Genomic DNA, 16,000 nt, shown 5'->3' with positions numbered 1-16,000 from the left:
CAGCATCATTGCACAGATAATCGGAGGTTACGCATGAGTATGGATAAATTAACAGTAGGCGTCGTTTACGGCGGAAAGTCAGGCGAGCATGAGGTGTCGCTGCAAACGGCGTTTGCTGTAACGAACGCATTTGATTATGAGAAGTATGAACTGGTTCCTTTTTATATCTCCAAGCAGGGTACGTGGAAAAAAGGATCTGTCATGCACGCGCCATTCGCGCAGTTTGAAGATTTGAAGCTGGAGCAGGCGGCGGGCGGAACCCAGGAAGCGCTGAACGCGCTGTTTGGCCGTTTATATGGTGGAGAAGAAGCAATGGACGTCATGTTCCCGCTGCTGCACGGTACGTTTGGTGAGGATGGTACGATTCAAGGGATGTTCGAGATGGCCGATATGCCTTATGTTGGCGCAGGCGTACTGGCTTCGGCAGGTGGCATGGACAAAGTGGTCATGAAGAAACTGTTCGCGCAGGCCGGGATCGACCAATGTGCCTTTACGTATTTTAACGCTACTCAATGGAAGCAGACCGAACATGAAATGATCTTGCAGGTGGAGGATCAACTGGGCTATCCGTGTTTCATTAAGCCGGCCAATCTCGGTTCCAGCGTAGGGATCTCGAAGGCGCGTAACCGGGATGAACTGAAGAAAGCAGTGGAGTTCGCTCTTCGTTATGATACCAAGGTAGTCATTGAGGAGTTTGTAGAGGCACGAGAAGTTGAAGTCAGTGTGCTCGGTAATGACGAGCCGATGGCTTCCGTACCAGGAGAAATCGTATCTTCCGGTGAATATTATGACTATGCAGCCAAATACATCGATGGACAATCTCAGATGCTGATCCCTGCTCCGCTAGACCCGGAAGCCGCAGATCGCATCCGCGAGGCCGCATTGCAGGCATTCCGCGCGATTGAAGGCAATGGCATTTCCCGTGCAGATTTCTTCATTCGCAAATCGGATGGGGCATTGCTTATTAATGAAGTAAACACTATGCCTGGTTTTACACCATACAGCATGTATCCTCTATTGTGGCGTGAGACCGGCGTATCGTATGCCGAACTGCTGGATCGCATGATTGATCTGGCTTTGGAACGCTACAACCGCAAGCAGGCGTTAAACTACGAGAACGGCGTACAGGCATAGCTTTGGGACGACAATATAAGGAGGGGTATGAATGGGATTTCAGACCGAATTCAATTCCGTGTGCAAATTCAAGAATGAACAAGAGCTGTTCGAATTGCTTGAATACGGCCGTGGCAAAATGGTCAAACAAGGCTTTCGCGTATTTCCTACCGGACAGAAAGTCATTGCTTACACACCGGATAACGTGGCCGTAGCCATCGTGAAAATCGTAGTATCCATTGCGGAGATTAACTTCCAGGGTCAGGAAGTGACCGAAGTGGAGATGCAATTGATCCGTAAACTGAACGAGGAAGAATCACGCATTCAGACTGCTCTCGCGGACGAGATGTTCTTTGGTGAACAGGCACAGGGGTAGTTTGCTACATGTGGACCGGAACGAATGGACGGATTTGTCCAAATCACGATTATGGTCACTCTTTTAGGGTAAAACTTTGTTATATAAAGTGATGGGAAGACTGCCGGCTTCATATGCCGGGAAGGAATCCCGCCCTAATAGAGAGGAAGAAATTCATGCTCGTACGTTTTGGCTATGTGGCGATGTCCGTGCTTGTGGAGAATGCTTCACCTTCCCGGACGATGACCATGTCCAGCTTTAAGAAAATTGATGATAGGGAAGGGGCAATTCGCAAGCTGGAACGGATTGCGGCCGAGAATTTGCATAATACATTACGTTTGCTCAGACACAACAAAGGAAGCCATATTCATGTATATCGTTTCTCTTCCAAATTAATTCCGCTGGCAACTCATGAGGATCTCAGTGATTGGGACCCGTTTCCCGCGCTTAAGCAGGATTTTGCCGCGATTGGCGATTTTGTGAAGGAGAACGAGATGCGTGTGTCTTTCCACCCGGATCATTTTACGGTACTCAGCACGCCTCGGGAGGAAGTGCTGCGCAACTCCATGCGCGACCTTCGTCATCATGTACGCATGCTGGATGCCATGGGGCTGAATGCCACTGCCAAGAACAATATACATATTGGTGGTGCATACGGGGATAAGCCTAGTGCAGCGCTGCGTTTTGAAGAAAATTTTCTGAAGCTGGATCGGGATATTCAGGAACGGATGACGCTCGAAAATGATGACAAAACGTTCAATGCTCCCGAGACACTTTCGGTATGTCAACGTATGGGGCTGCCCATGGTGCTGGATATCCACCATCAATGGGTGAACCATGAAGGTGAACAGCCGTGGGATCTTTGGCCGGATATATTGAAGACGTGGGAATCCCCGCTTGCTCAAGCGGATTCACCGGCAGACAAGCCGTTGCCGCCCAAAATTCACGTCTCCAGTCCCAAGAGTGAGAAGGACCCGCGTGGTCATGCTGACGGTGTTGAGGTGGAGCCTTTACTCGATTTTTTACGTCATATTGCAGCAGATACGCCCTCCCTTGATGTGATGATTGAGGCCAAGCGCAAGGATGAAGCTCTGGTGCAGTTGATGCAGAAACTAGCATTCTATCACGAAGAGGGTGTGGAGTGGGTGGACGAGTCGACGGTCATCATTCATCCGTAGCGCCAAAAGGGGCCTGGGCAACGAGAAACTTTACGACCCTTGGGGCGTATACTTTTAACAAGTATTTTAATTTTTCGTAGATTGATATAGAAAGTAGAGTGAACGCTTTGAATGAGAAGGAAAAAACACCTTATGTCGTGACAAGCAAAAGCTATACTGCCGTCGCCATTAATGCAGCTTCCAAAGCTGGAGAGTGGATCAAGAGCCGTCTCGGAACTGTGGGGGAGCCCGGAACCAAGTATTCACCGCAGGATCTCGTTACTGAAGTTGATAAAGGTGCGGAACAGATGATCCGTCGCCTGATTCTGACGCATTTTCCCCATCATGCCATTCTGGGTGAAGAAGGCGTCGAGCCGGGACCGGAAGCATCAGCGAAGGCACTGAAAGAAGCTGAGGAAGAAGAGTTTCTCTGGATTGTTGACCCGGTGGACGGAACGACGAACTTTGTACACGGTTTTCCGTTCTACTCTGTATCCATCGCTTTGGCTCATAACGGTGAGGTGATTGTAGGGGTAATCTACGACCCTTCCCGTGACGAGATGTTTGTTGCGGAAAAAGGAAAAGGCGCTTATGTGCACGGAAACCGGATGCTTGTATCTGGTGAACAGGAACTGGCTCAGAGCCTGATCGCGGTTGGCTTCCCAGCGGATACATCCTACGCGTTGCCGATCAATATGGCCGCTGTTCAGGCGCTTGCACCGCAAGTACGCAGTCTGCGTGCAGGTGGTTCTGCTGCCCTGCATTTGGCGTATGTTGCAGCGGGTCGTCTGAGCGCTTATACCGAAGTTGGTTTGAAGCCTTGGGATATTGCCGCAGGTGCTCTGTTGGTTGAGGAATCCGGCGGCAAGGTTACCGATACTGTAGGAACGCCTTACCTACTGTCGGTGAGTCATGTGGTTGCCAGCAATGGCAAGATTCATGATGCACTGACGGGTGTGCTGAAGGAAGTAAACGCAACAGGCTTGGAGTGAGTGAGTTTACTCAATTCATCAATGCTTGAAAAATCTGGAATTGTACATTAAACGGAGGGGACTGAACAAATCTGAAGAAGCATAGCTACAAGCTTTCTGAAAGAAAGCTGCTTCGTAAGCATATGCTTCGCCTTTATCACCGGATTTCTCCCTTGGAGAAGGGAATCAAAGAAATCTGGGGATAACAGCGATCGGAAGATTGTTCTGTCCACGAAGTGAAAGTGCAATAGTAAGATTAGTGCATATGTGACTTTAATTTAAGGAGCGAACAACAATGGATGAATCCAAAGAACTGGAACGACGTTTGAGTGATATGCTGACTGAAGGGGACATGGAGGAGTCCGGCGAAGCTGACAAGCGTGAACGCCAACTCATTCCTCCCAAGTACGAGGTGCGCATCCAGACAGAACGAGACCCAATTGTGGAAGAAACGATGAAGTACCGGGATATGGCACGTGAGGTGGACGATCGCTACGATCGATATCTGGAGCGTTCTGCTGGGAACAAACCGGATACCAACCCGATTGATTCAGATCCAGGAGAGTCGGAGAAACAGAGGTCTTGACAGGTTAGCATTTTATTTGTGTTAAACGAAGGGCTTCCAATAGTCATGAAAAATGACGGGAAGCCCCTTTTGTTCGTCAGCGTGAGGACCAGGGACGACTGGAGGGGAGGCGACTCCCGGAGTAGCCTATTTCATGTGTACAGTGGGGGCGTCTACTTTTTCGTACAGACGACAGCACCCCATTAATAATGTTAGAATAGAGTTACACGAACTTCTGTCATCAGAGTGAGCAGTGTAATATGTAATTATATTTTATTTTATAGATACGAGAAAAAGGAGTTGTTCTAAGAATGAAGCGTAAACGCATATGGAGAAGTACCGCCGCGGGATTAACGGCAAGTATGCTGGCAGGCATGCTGATTTTGGCATCATCCGCACAGTCCGCTCTTGCTGCGGATAGCAATACGTTACCTGCGGGAACTACAACAGCATCTTTGCCTGCGAACAAGGATGCCACAGCAGTAACCAAGGAATTCCGCATCGTCACATTGGGGGACTCCATCACCGTAGGTTATGAGCCGAACCTGAAAGAACTGCCATATGGTTATGTGGAACGGTTACAGGAACAAGGTCTGCTTCATGGACGTACTCAGGTGGACAACTATGGTATTGCCGGATTGAAGAGCAGTGGTCTGAAAAACTTTGCAGATGCGATTAAAGAAGGGAAAGCGCTCACTTCCGAAGCCATTCAACCGAGTCTTCCTGATCCAAGAGCAGGACAAGTTGGAGCCAATATTGCTACCATCCGGGAGAGTGTAGCTGGAGCCAATCTCGTTGCCATCACAATTGGAGGGAACGATGTATCTGAGCTGCTCAGTTCAGCAGATAAGCTGAGTGATGCGGAACTGGAAGCAAAAGTGAAAGAATTGCTATCTTCCTATACAGCTAATGTTAGCGCAGTTATCAATGATATTCATGAGATTAATCCTAATGCCAAAATCGTAATCGCAGACCAGTACCAACCTATGCCAGAAGTAGCTGGTAAAGCACTCTATGCGAAACTGATGGAAGCTTCCCAAGGGTTTACGAAGACCATTGATGGAATTGCGGCTGAATTTTCTGCTAAAGGGATTGATGTAAAAGTGGCTCATGTCGCCAAGGAGTTTATTGGCGGAGAAGGCACGATGACGCACATGATTAAGGACCGCGACTTCCATCCGAATCAGTTCGGATATGAAGCGATTGCCAAAGTATTCGCAGAAACGATCTGGGGCGATTACACCAAGCTGACGGCTCCTACTGCAGGTCAACCGATGAATATCATCGTCAGTGGTAAAACGCTGGATACGCCGTATAAACCAATCATCCGCAATGGCAAAAACTTTGTGGCGATCCAGGATATCGTGAACGCTGTTGGTGCAACCACGGTATGGGATAACAAAACTTCAACCGCAACGATTACATATGGAGACCGGAAGGTTGCCGTGAAGATTGGTGCAGCGGCCGTTCAGGTAAATGGGGCATCCCTTTCCGTGGACACACCTGCATTCCTGAACAAGGTGGGCAACGAGTCCAAAACGTATGTACCTCTCGCCATGGTAGCCGAGGGTCTTGGCTTTGATGTGCAGTATGTAGCCAAGTTAAAAACCGTTTTTGTGAATCCGTAAAACGTATATAAGAATTTATTAAATAAAGTTTGTGAACTTAAAATGATTTAAGTAAAAATGCTAAAGCCTTCCTACTAATTAGGAAGGCTTTAGCATTTTTACTTGGGAGACTAAATGAAATTATAAAGTCATATTATTTTTCCTCTTTTTGTAAAGATGGTGAATCCAAGTGAATAACCATTCTATAATATGATATAAAACTGAAATGGATAGAGCCGACCAGAAATCTTGGATATATACTCCTTCAAAGATGGAGCCCAAAAAATAAATAATGATACCATCGATTATTATTGTGACAGAGTTTCTGGTATAAACTGAAACCCGTCTTTGTACACCATAGTTCAGGGCAGCAATGATAATAGGATGGATAAGTGTTTCAAACAATATAAATCCAATTAAAATAAATACAGAAAATATAATCCCATCACCAATCTGTTCAAAATATAACGAATTACTCATTCCACCAAAAGTATAAAAAAACAAACTATATAATATTGTGAAAAAAGCAACAGGAACAATGATCAATAGAGATAACAAAGGAATAAGCCAAAGTCTTACGTTTATTGGTGGGGGCGATTCTTTATCTTTGCGAGCTATAAACTTAATGATTTCATTTAGTGATAGGAAAAGAAAAAGTAGCAAAATAAAGAGAATAAGAATATGGGTAGAATTCATATTTCCTCCTTTGGAATTATTTTAATTTAAATTACTTTAATTCCCATAAAAATAAAATATACTTTACTTCTTAAGAAGTAAAGTATATTTTTTAAACTACCTCAAGTCCATGCTGAAAAAAATAATTTTTTGTAAATTACAAGTATGAAGTCTGATTGAGGTATAAGTATTTTTTTTAGAGACCTGCTAACCAAACAATGTATGTTGCAATTTCATAAGCTTCTGCTGGTGGGATTCCGATACTAACAAGCCCAGTAGCAATAATATTTTCTTGCCAATTCGTAATAGAATCGAGTACATCGGCAATTTTGCTTGAATATTTGATTACAAAATTACCTGCACTAGGACTTAGTTTTGAGAGTAATTTACCTAGGTAATCTCCACCGTAGCGAAGGGCAGAAGTGATAGCCTTTTTAATAACATTTGAAATAAGATTCTGAGTTCCTACATCGCCATTATTTATAGCGGTTGGAGTTACAGTAACTGTATTAGACGAAACAATAGGGAAAGATCTTGTAGTTAAATTGTTAGAAACGATTGTTGAACTAGCAGATACAACCGTTTTTGTGGGAGCGGGGCTTGCAAAAATAGTAGCTGGCCCAGATAAAGCGCCTACAAGCATAGCTGCGGCTAAGGTAGAAGTAATTGTTTTTTGAATTTCAAGATAATACCATCCATTTTATTTAAAACTTGGATGATCATCCTTTTATTTCAGCGCTATATCTATTTATAGTACAAGATAAAACAAAAGTCTACACTTTTGACAAATAAAGTCATTTAAATACATTATAATACATTTTTTTATTTTGTTGATAGTTTAAGTGAGATTGAAAAGTTGCTATTACCTAATTTATCCTCTTAAAATTTTGTTTGATTGGGAACTAAATATTGTTTAAGACCTTCGATAACGACCTAAAATGTTGCATAAATATGACTTGTCATCTGACCATGGATGTGTAAATATGAAAATAACTTACAGTAGATCGAAAACAGTTTCGAATGACAGCACCCTTCGCGAGCCAAAGGAGCGCTTTGGATGAGTAGAATTAAAAACGCTTTCACGAAATTACCAATTCATCACAAAACCATTCTTCTCATCGGATTATTGATGATGATCAGCTTTACATTTTATGTATCTGTCCTGGGATATGTGTTCGGCATTTATGACCGACAAATTTATGAGAAATCCTCACAGGTGCTTAATATGTCTTCGGTGGGCATCGAGAACCAACTGCGTGAGATTTCGAATCTATCCTTCAAGGTCATGTCCGACGAGCCTCTTCAGCAATATCTTCTTCAGTTGGACAAGGCTGAATCAGGCTATGAGAAAAATGGCCTGCGCAAAAAAATTACCAACAGACTGGTGGCATATGCAGGTTCAGAGAAATACGTCTATTCCATGATCTTTATCGATAATGATAATAATGTTATGGCGGCTGGAAACCGTGAGGGAATCTCGGAAGCAAAGCAGCGTGAGCTGGTTGCTTTGGGACAGCAATATTCGGGCTCCAATGCCTGGTATACGGGCGGGGACCAACAAGCCAGATTACTGTCGGTTAGACAGGTGAAGTCTTTTACTGGTGGAGCATTCACGCTGGAGAAGCTGGGCACTTTGGTTATTCGTGTACGGCTGGATCGAATTGTTCAGGACCAGATGCAGCATCCGGCAGAGGATTCACAGCTATTAATTACAGATGGCCGGGAAGTGATCTATCCGACAGAGTCGACTGTCAGCAAATCTGAAATTGAGTCTGAACTGAAGCGGACTCAGCCTTATGGGATCGCCATGTTTGAGCAGGGTAGGAATTTTGTCGCCCGTGCGCATTCTTCCTATACGGATTGGGTGTATCTGTACATGACGCCCTTTGACCAAATGTTTAAACAGATCCAGTTTGTCAAACAGCTGGTGACTGTCATTTTTATCATGATATTTCTGGCGGCGCTTATATTCGGAGCTAAGTTTTCCCGCAGTATTACTCAGCCCATCGCCCAGCTGATCAAGAAAATGCGCAATATCGAAAAAGGCGATCTGGATAAGCTGGAGGAAGCAGCGCTCGGCAATGTCCCGGTATCTTCACAAAATGAGGTCGGATTGCTGCATCGCACGTTCAAGATGATGGTACAGCGTATACGCGAACTCATTGACGAGAATTATGCGAAGCAGCTCGTAATCCGAGAGACTGAATTGAAAGCGCTTCAGGCTCAGATTAATCCACATTTTCTATATAACACACTGGAATCAATCAACTGGCTTGCCAAAGTGCAGAAGCAGCATCAAATCTCCGAAATGGTTGAGGCCCTCGGATTTCTGCTGCGAAGCTCAGTGAACATGTCCGAGAAGTGGATTACTTTGGAAAGGGAACTGGAAATCGTCCGCAGTTATGTGACGATCCAGCACACGCGATTTGAGGAAAGACTTGATTTTGACATGGATATTGCTCCCGAAGTGGGAACTGCACGTATTCCGAAGTTAACCCTGCAGCCATTGGTGGAGAACGCCATTCATTATGCATTGGAGCCAAGCATTGAACCTTGCCGTATTCGGATTCGGGCGAGAGCGGATGGAGACAACGTTGTAATTGAGGTGGAGGACGACGGTCCAGGCATGACTCCCGAATTTTTGGAGCAATTGCAGGAGGGACGCGTACAGACGAGGGGACAGGGGATCGGACTATCGAACATCAAGGAGCGGATCAGATTGACCTTCGGTGACGAAGGCGAAATGATCATGAGCAGCAATCCCGGATCAGGGACCGTAGTATCGATCAGAATACCTTGGATCAGAGAGGACGATGACGATGTACAAAGTGATGCTCGTAGATGATGAACGTGTCATTCTGGAGGGGATTTCGCAAGTCGTGGATTGGGCTGCAGCGGGAACAGAACTGGTGGATACCGCGAGAAACGGAATTGAAGCGCTGGATAAGATCGGTCATTCCAAACCGGATATTATCATTACGGATATTTCGATGCCGGGTCTGGATGGTCTTGGGCTTATTGAAAAAGCATCCGAAGCATACCCTGGACTCCGCTTTATCATGTTGTCTGGCTACAAAGAGTTCGAATACGCCCGCCGGGCCATGCAATATGGAGTGAAGCATTATCTGCTTAAACCGTGTAACGAGAACCAGATTCATGATGCCTTGTCCGAGTTGCTTCAGGAACATCAGGATGCCCAGGTGAAGGAACATGTGGCCGGAGAGATGAAACAGCGGCTGCAGCGGGTGCTGCCCCATGTGAAGGAGCAGTTCCTGCTGGAGTTTATGACGAACCAAACCTATGGTCCGGTCGATTTGGAGTATTATCAGGAGCTGTTTGATCTGGAGCTGGAGGATAACGAAGTTCGGCTATTGCTGTTCCGGATTGCAGATGAACATGATTATAGTCATTTATTTGCGATCAAAAATATTGCCAGCGATCTGCTGCCCCATGTTCTGTTAAGCACGACCATTGAAGGCAAACTGTTAATTCTGCTGCGGGACTCTGCCGATTCGGTCGGTCTGAAGGAGAGCATCGAGGAAGTGCGCGCTGCTTTCACCAGACTATATAAACTGGAAGTTACGGCTGCCCTCAGTGAAGCAGATCGAATGATCCAATCCCGGCGTCTGTTTCGTGAGGCACTGCAATGCCTGAACCACCGCTTTTTTATCGGTGAAGGCAAACTGATTACCAAAAGTGATCTGGAACTGGCCGGAGAATGTGACGGGGTACATGTTGAACAAGATGCAGAGCAGCTCTGCCAGTTGATTAAGTCAGGCAATACCGAAGAAGCTGCAGCTGAAGTGGATCGCCTGTTTGATCTTCTGTCTGGCCAGCAGCTTGAAATCGAGATTACTCGTTCGTATGTGGTGCAGTTGTACTCTGCAATGATTCATGTCTGTCCTCCCGAGGAGGCGACGGAATTCACCCAGCGGATGGCAGAGTTGCCCCACATCGACACATTGTCTGGCTTGAAATCCTTTGTCGCCAGCAGCGCAGCCCGGTTAACCTCCGGTTATTACAAAAACCATATTAGCCGCCAGTCTTCTGCCGTGGAGAAGATGATGGATATTGTGGATCGCCACTATGGCGAAGCTGATCTGTCGCTTAACGGGGTCGCCCATCAGATGTTATATATGAATCCGGATTATCTCGGCAAAATTTTCAAAAAAGTGACGGGAGAAAACTTCTCCAATTATGTGAATCGTTTGCGCATTGAGCGTGCCTGTGACCATATTCGCAGAGGTGGAGATGTGAAGGTTTTTGAACTTGCCGAATTGTTTGGCTTCGGAGGGAACTCGCAATATTTCAGTCAGGTGTTCAAAAAGTGGACCGGCATGACACCTACCGAATTCCGCAGAACTGGCTTATAACAATTGACTGACGATCATGTATTTGATATATGAGGGGGACGAACAGCGCCGATAGAGGTGCAGTTGTCCTCCTCTGTTTTTTGAACCAACAAGACGGTTTTGTGTATTCAACTATGGTCCCACATTTGCGAAAATGACAATATAAAGTTTGTGAAAGCGTTATCAGAAAGTGAAAGGTAACTCGTTCACACAACCATTTCAACATAAAAGGGGAGATTGGTATGGTGAAAAAGGCGATATTCCTGATGATGGCGGCATTGCTGGTATTAACAACGGCATGCAGCAGCAGCGGAGGATCGGGCGAAACATCTGGAGATGGTTCGGTAACACTTCGTATCGCGTGGTGGGGATCGGATGCACGTCACGAATATACACAGAAGGTCATTGATTTGTACAAAGAGAAAAACCCGAACGTCAAAATTGACGTGGAATACGCTTCGTTCGATGACTACTGGAAAAAGCTCGCTCCACAAGCTGCGGCGAATCAACTGCCGGATATTGTTCAGATGGATATTTCCTACATCAGCCAATATGCACAGAACGGACAGCTGGAAGATCTGTCCCCATACCTCGGAAACCAGATCAAAGTGGACGATGTATCCGAGAACGTAATCAGCACAGGCATTATCAACAGCAAACAATATGGCGTACCTGCTGGTGTTAACGTACTGGGTTTCCAGTATGATCCGGCTTTGCTCAAAAAAGCGGGCGTGGACGCCATTCCTGAAAATATGACTTGGGAATCGTATGAAGAGCTTGGCAAGCAAACGGCTGCCAAAGGACTCTTTTTGGACGGGGGCGTAGCACCGGATATCTTCTTCCACTATTTCCTACGAACCAAAGGATTATCCCTCTACAATGCTGAAGGAACGGGTCTTGGCTATGATGACGACAAGCTTTTCGTTGAGTTCTTCGGACTCATGCGCCGGATGATCGAACAGGGTGCAGCACCTTCACCTGATCTGGCTAACCAGACGAAAGGCATTATTGAGGAATCCGATCTGGTCAAGGAAAAAGGAATTGGCGTATGGCAGTGGTCCAACCAATTTGTAGCCTTGCAGCAGGTAGCCAACCGTCCATTGGAAATTGCACCAATGCCTGGACCGGATATGGAAAAAGGACTCTATATGCAGCCAAGTATGTACTGGGCTGTAACATCGAACTCAAAAGTGAAGGAAGAAGCGGCCAAATTCATCGATTTCTGGGTGAACGATGTAGAAGCTAACAAACTGATCAAAGGCGAGCGTGGTGTACCGATCTCGGGCAAAATTAAAGAAGCTATTGCTCCTGAGCTGAGTGATGCAACGAAACAGGTATTTGACTTCGTAGCGTCCATGGAGCCTAAGGCTTCGCCAATGAGCCCGCCACCGCCGGTAGGTTCGCCGGAAGTTATTGCTTCTCTGGCGGATGTTGTAGAGGAACTCAACTTTGGTAAGGTTACACCGGAACAAGCAGCAGCAACATTCCGCAAAAATGCCGAAGCGGTTCTTGCCAACAATAAATAACAGTTGAATGATCGCTTGCTCATCCCATGACCGGGATGGACGGGAACAGGGCTACTCGCATAACGCGAGGGCCTTTCCCCGTCCAGCAGCTCGAAGCAAGGCTGCGGGAAACAAGCAGATCAATAAAGGAGGTTCGTTCCGTTGAGGCAATATTCGTCGTTGCGCAGAAACCTGACCGGGTATGCTTTTATTAGTCCTTTTATCATCGGTTTTCTGGGATTTACGCTTATTCCGATGTTTGTATCCCTGTACATGTCGTTTACGAGTTATAACCTGTTCACCTCCCCACGGTGGATCGGGATGGACAACTACACCAAAATGTTCTTTGATGATCCGAAGTACTGGAATTCGGTTAAAGTAACGTTTCTGTATGTGTTTATTGGTGTCCCTCTAAGGCTGGTGTTCGCGCTTTTCGTAGCCATGATCCTGAATACGGGATCCCGTATGGTTGGAACGTATCGTACCTTGTACTACCTGCCATCCATTATCGGTGGTAGTGTGGCTGTATCGATTATGTGGCGTAACCTTTTCAGTAATGAAGGTGTCATCAACAGTGCATTAACAGCAATCGGCATCGGGCCTATCAGCTGGTTTGGTGATCCGAATGCGTCTCTGGTTATGCTGATCTCGCTGTCTGTTTGGCAGTTTGGATCGTCCATGCTCATCTTCCTCGCCGGTCTGAAAAATATCTCTCCCGAGATGTACGAAGCAGCAGGTGTAGATGGTGCCAACCCGGTACGTAAATTTTTTGGTATCACTTTACCGCTACTCAGTCCAATCATTCTGTTCAACCTGATTATGCAAACCATCGGTGCATTTATGACCTTTGTACCTGCATATATCATCTCTAAAGGCGAGGGCGGTCCAATGGACGGTACGATGCTTTACTCGCTGTATCTGTTCCGTCAGGCGTTTATGTTTAACAACATGAGTTATGCTTCGGCCATGGCCTGGATCATGCTTATTATGATCGGTATACTCACAGTCGCGGTGTTTCTGACATCCAAGTTCTGGGTGTTTTATGAATCCGAAGGAGGGAAGTAACGATGGTTTGGAGAAATGTGAAATGGCCCATCTATCACCTGTTCGTTGCAGCTTTGGCCCTCCTGATGCTCTATCCCGTTCTATGGATGTTGTTCAGCTCATTCAAAGAAAGTCGTACCATTTTCGTAACTGCCGAGTCCCTGTTCCCTACAGAATGGATCTGGAGTAACTACGCGGATGGTTGGAAAGGCGCAGGCGGAAGACCGTTTATGGATTACATCACCAACTCGCTCGTTATTGTGGTCATCTCCACGATTGGTGCAGTGTTATCCTCGTCGCTGATTGCCTTTGGTTTTGCCAGACTCAACTTTAAAGGACGTAACTTTTGGTTCTCCCTGATGATGTTGACTCTGATGTTGCCGCATGACGTTGTACTCGTACCCCAATATATTATCTTCACGAAGCTTGGCTGGTTGAACACCATTCTGCCGATTGTTGTACCTACGTTCTTCGGGATGCCTTTCTTCATCTTCCTGATGGTTCAGTTCATTCGTACGATTCCGAAAGAGCTGGATGAAGCGGCTACTATTGATGGTTGTAACAAGTTCAGACTGTATGTGCAGATTATTATGCCGCTCATCAAGTCATCACTCGCAACGGCTGCAATCTTCTCCTTCTACTGGAGATGGGAGGATCTGCTCGGTCCAGTACTGTATCTGAACTCCCCGGATAAATATACGGTCTCCATGGCACTGAAAATGTTCCTGGACAGTGAGTCTGCCTCCAACTGGGGAGCAATGTTCGCGATGTCTATTGTGAGTCTCGTACCTGTTGTAGCCGTGTTCTTTATTTTCCAGAAACAAATTGTACAGGGCATGAGCACCAGCGGACTGAAAGGATAAGCGATATTCACTGGATTCAAACCTGGATAAGCATGTTGAACAAGGAGGTTGTTCCTATTGAATAAGGGCCAGGGTAGTCAGGCTGTTGCCACAGAGGTAACGGCAGATGGCGGTAAAGAGGCCGTTACCCAGTGGAAGTTCAATTTTGGACCGAACTCAGGCAGTACAGGTGAGATTGAGGGTTATTTGAAAGTCTCTGCCAGCACCGCCTATGAAGAACAGGGAGAATACGGTTTTGAATCCGGCTCCCTTGTGTACGAGAAACAACGGATAAGTGAAGACGAAGTATCGGATAAGAGTAGAGCAAACGATGGCAAAAAAGGGCAGTCCAATGTGTCTGCCCAATTGCGTTCAAGCTTTTGTATTCCGCTCAAGGCATCTTTCATCGTGGCTGTACCCGATGGGACCTATCAGGTCTTGTTAATTGCAGGGGATGAATTGGCGGAGACGATCACCCATGTCAAAGCTGGAGAGGGCAGACTGATGCTGCCAACCATTCGTACACTTCCTGGGCAATGTGCAGAGGTACGATTCTCAGTTGTGGTTCGTGGCGGAAAGCTCCGACTATCTTTCTCCGGTCCCGCGCCACGGATTAATGCATTGGAGATCACGCTTGCCAATCAGACGATGACTGTATTTCTCGCTGGTGATTCTACCGTGACGGATCAGCCGGAGAGTGGATATCCATACTGTGGCTGGGGACAGCTGTTACCCGCTCAGTTCAAACATGATGTTGCTGTAGATAATCATGCCCAATCTGGGCGCAGCTCCCGAAGCTTCATTAATGAAGGCAGATTGGATGCCATTCTGGAGAAGATGAAGCCGGAAGATTTTCTATTTATTCAATTTGGACATAACGATGAGAAGCCGGGCCCTGATCGGGGAACGGAGCCTTTCACAACATATAAGGAATATCTGAAAAAGTATATCGATGCCGCCCGTGATGCCAAGGCTCGTCCGGTGCTCGTGACACCGGTGCATCGGCGCTACTTCGCTGATGACGGCACATTGACCGACACCCATGGCGATTATATCATCGCCGTACGGGAGCTGGCGGAAGAGGAAGGGGTGCCGCTGATCGATCTGGCTGAGCGAAGCCGCATTCTTTTCGAGCAAGCGGGTATTGAAGGCAGCAAGGAGGATTTCATGTGGGTGCTGCCGGGTGAGTACGTGAACTTCCCAGCAGGCGTGGAGGATAACACGCATTTTCAGGAGCGCGGTGCCCGTCGCCTCGCCATGCAGGTGGCGGAAGCCATCCGCGAGCTGCGACTTCAGCCGCTGCAAATGTATTTGAGGTAAGTGGCGAAGGAGGGCGGAATTGGAGCAGTAGGAGCGAAGCGTCCGCCTTTGGAGCGGGATTTCCCCTGCTGAGGGGGAATGAAAGAAATCCCGAGCCAACAGCGCCGACAGCCCGATCCGCCCGCCGAAGCGCCCGCCCCGCGAGTAGCCTTGCTTTTATTCAGCGAGTTAACGAAGTAACGAGCATCCCGAAAAGTTGCCCAGCGAATATAGCGAAGGCAATAAGCCTTTAAAAAGCCAAGGCGAGCGTTGCAGCGAAGGAGGGCGGAATCGGAGCAGAGGGAGCGAAGCGTCCGCCTTTGGAGCGGGATTTCCCCTGCTGAGGGGGAATGAAAGAAATCCCGAGCCAACAGCGGCCGACAGCCCGATCCGTCCGCCGAAGCGCCCGCCCCGCGAGCAGCCTTGCTTTTATTCAGCGAGTTAACGAAGTAACGAGCATCCCGAAAAGTTGCCCAGCGAATATAGCGAAGGCAATAAGCCTTTAAAAAGCCAAG

General features: G+C 46.9%; 14 protein-coding genes. 12 read left to right on the top strand and 2 right to left on the bottom strand.

Going from position 1 to position 16,000, the window contains the following annotated elements; genetic code table 11:
* Positions 1–33: 33 nt before the first annotated feature.
* The 6 genes from ACFVQB_RS23185 to ACFVQB_RS23160 all read left to right on the top strand — a co-directional run bounded on the left by ACFVQB_RS23185 (position 34) and on the right by ACFVQB_RS23160 (position 5,789).
* Positions 34–1,134, top strand: a complete 1,101-nt coding sequence (locus ACFVQB_RS23185; protein WP_379444632.1) for a D-alanine--D-alanine ligase — start codon at positions 34–36, stop codon at positions 1,132–1,134.
* 31 nt (positions 1,135–1,165) lie between these two features.
* Entirely contained in the window at positions 1,166–1,489 is a 324-nt protein-coding gene (locus ACFVQB_RS23180; RefSeq protein ID WP_053779624.1) for a hypothetical protein, read from the top strand.
* 155 nt (positions 1,490–1,644) lie between these two features.
* Positions 1,645–2,646 carry a UV DNA damage repair endonuclease UvsE gene (gene uvsE, locus ACFVQB_RS23175; RefSeq protein WP_379444628.1) on the top strand — a complete coding sequence of 334 codons (1,002 nt, stop codon included), beginning with the start codon at positions 1,645–1,647 and terminating at the stop codon, positions 2,644–2,646.
* 107 nt (positions 2,647–2,753) lie between these two features.
* Positions 2,754–3,617, top strand: a complete 864-nt coding sequence (locus ACFVQB_RS23170) for an inositol monophosphatase family protein (protein ID WP_379444625.1) — start codon at positions 2,754–2,756, stop codon at positions 3,615–3,617.
* 274 nt (positions 3,618–3,891) lie between these two features.
* Positions 3,892–4,182 carry a hypothetical protein gene (locus tag ACFVQB_RS23165; protein ID WP_379444621.1) on the top strand — a complete coding sequence of 97 codons (291 nt, stop codon included), beginning with the start codon at positions 3,892–3,894 and terminating at the stop codon, positions 4,180–4,182.
* Between the two features lie 290 nt (positions 4,183–4,472).
* Complete coding sequence (locus ACFVQB_RS23160; protein WP_379444617.1) at positions 4,473–5,789, top strand: SGNH/GDSL hydrolase family protein; 1,317 nt, start codon at positions 4,473–4,475, stop codon at positions 5,787–5,789.
* A 120-nt stretch (positions 5,790–5,909) separates the two neighbouring features.
* Here the strand turns inward: ACFVQB_RS23160 and ACFVQB_RS23155 are convergent, their stop codons facing one another.
* Positions 5,910–6,464, bottom strand: coding sequence for a hypothetical protein (locus tag ACFVQB_RS23155; protein ID WP_379444614.1), 555 nt, complete (start codon positions 6,462–6,464; stop codon positions 5,910–5,912).
* A gap of 175 nt (positions 6,465–6,639) precedes the next feature.
* Positions 6,640–7,086, bottom strand: coding sequence for a hypothetical protein (locus tag ACFVQB_RS23150; protein ID WP_379444611.1), 447 nt, complete (start codon positions 7,084–7,086; stop codon positions 6,640–6,642).
* 414 nt (positions 7,087–7,500) lie between these two features.
* Between ACFVQB_RS23150 and ACFVQB_RS23145 the strand changes: the two genes are divergently transcribed.
* The 6 genes from ACFVQB_RS23145 to ACFVQB_RS23120 all read left to right on the top strand — a co-directional run bounded on the left by ACFVQB_RS23145 (position 7,501) and on the right by ACFVQB_RS23120 (position 15,506).
* Complete coding sequence (locus tag ACFVQB_RS23145) at positions 7,501–9,288, top strand: cache domain-containing sensor histidine kinase (RefSeq protein WP_379444608.1); 1,788 nt, start codon at positions 7,501–7,503, stop codon at positions 9,286–9,288.
* The gene (locus ACFVQB_RS23140) at positions 9,263–10,816 is read left to right on the top strand and encodes a response regulator transcription factor (protein ID WP_379444604.1); all 1,554 of its coding nucleotides are present in this window, start codon (positions 9,263–9,265) and stop codon (positions 10,814–10,816) included. The genes ACFVQB_RS23145 and ACFVQB_RS23140 overlap by 26 nt, the downstream gene beginning before the upstream one ends.
* 221 nt (positions 10,817–11,037) lie before the next feature.
* Positions 11,038–12,321 carry an ABC transporter substrate-binding protein gene (locus ACFVQB_RS23135; protein ID WP_379444600.1) on the top strand — a complete coding sequence of 428 codons (1,284 nt, stop codon included), beginning with the start codon at positions 11,038–11,040 and terminating at the stop codon, positions 12,319–12,321.
* 141 nt (positions 12,322–12,462) lie between these two features.
* The gene (locus ACFVQB_RS23130; RefSeq protein ID WP_379444596.1) at positions 12,463–13,365 is read left to right on the top strand and encodes a carbohydrate ABC transporter permease; all 903 of its coding nucleotides are present in this window, start codon (positions 12,463–12,465) and stop codon (positions 13,363–13,365) included.
* A 2-nt stretch (positions 13,366–13,367) separates the two neighbouring features.
* Positions 13,368–14,207, top strand: coding sequence for a carbohydrate ABC transporter permease (locus ACFVQB_RS23125; RefSeq protein ID WP_024633028.1), 840 nt, complete (start codon positions 13,368–13,370; stop codon positions 14,205–14,207).
* A 174-nt stretch (positions 14,208–14,381) separates the two neighbouring features.
* Entirely contained in the window at positions 14,382–15,506 is a 1,125-nt protein-coding gene (locus tag ACFVQB_RS23120) for a rhamnogalacturonan acetylesterase (protein WP_379445477.1), read from the top strand.
* Positions 15,507–16,000 lie beyond the last annotated feature (494 nt).

Origin of the sequence: Paenibacillus sp. NPDC057886 (assembly GCF_042796655.1) — a bacterium.
Taxonomy (GTDB): domain Bacteria; phylum Bacillota; class Bacilli; order Paenibacillales; family Paenibacillaceae; genus Paenibacillus.
Note: the sequence above shows the minus strand (reverse complement) of the source record. Positions and strands in the feature narration are given on the sequence as shown.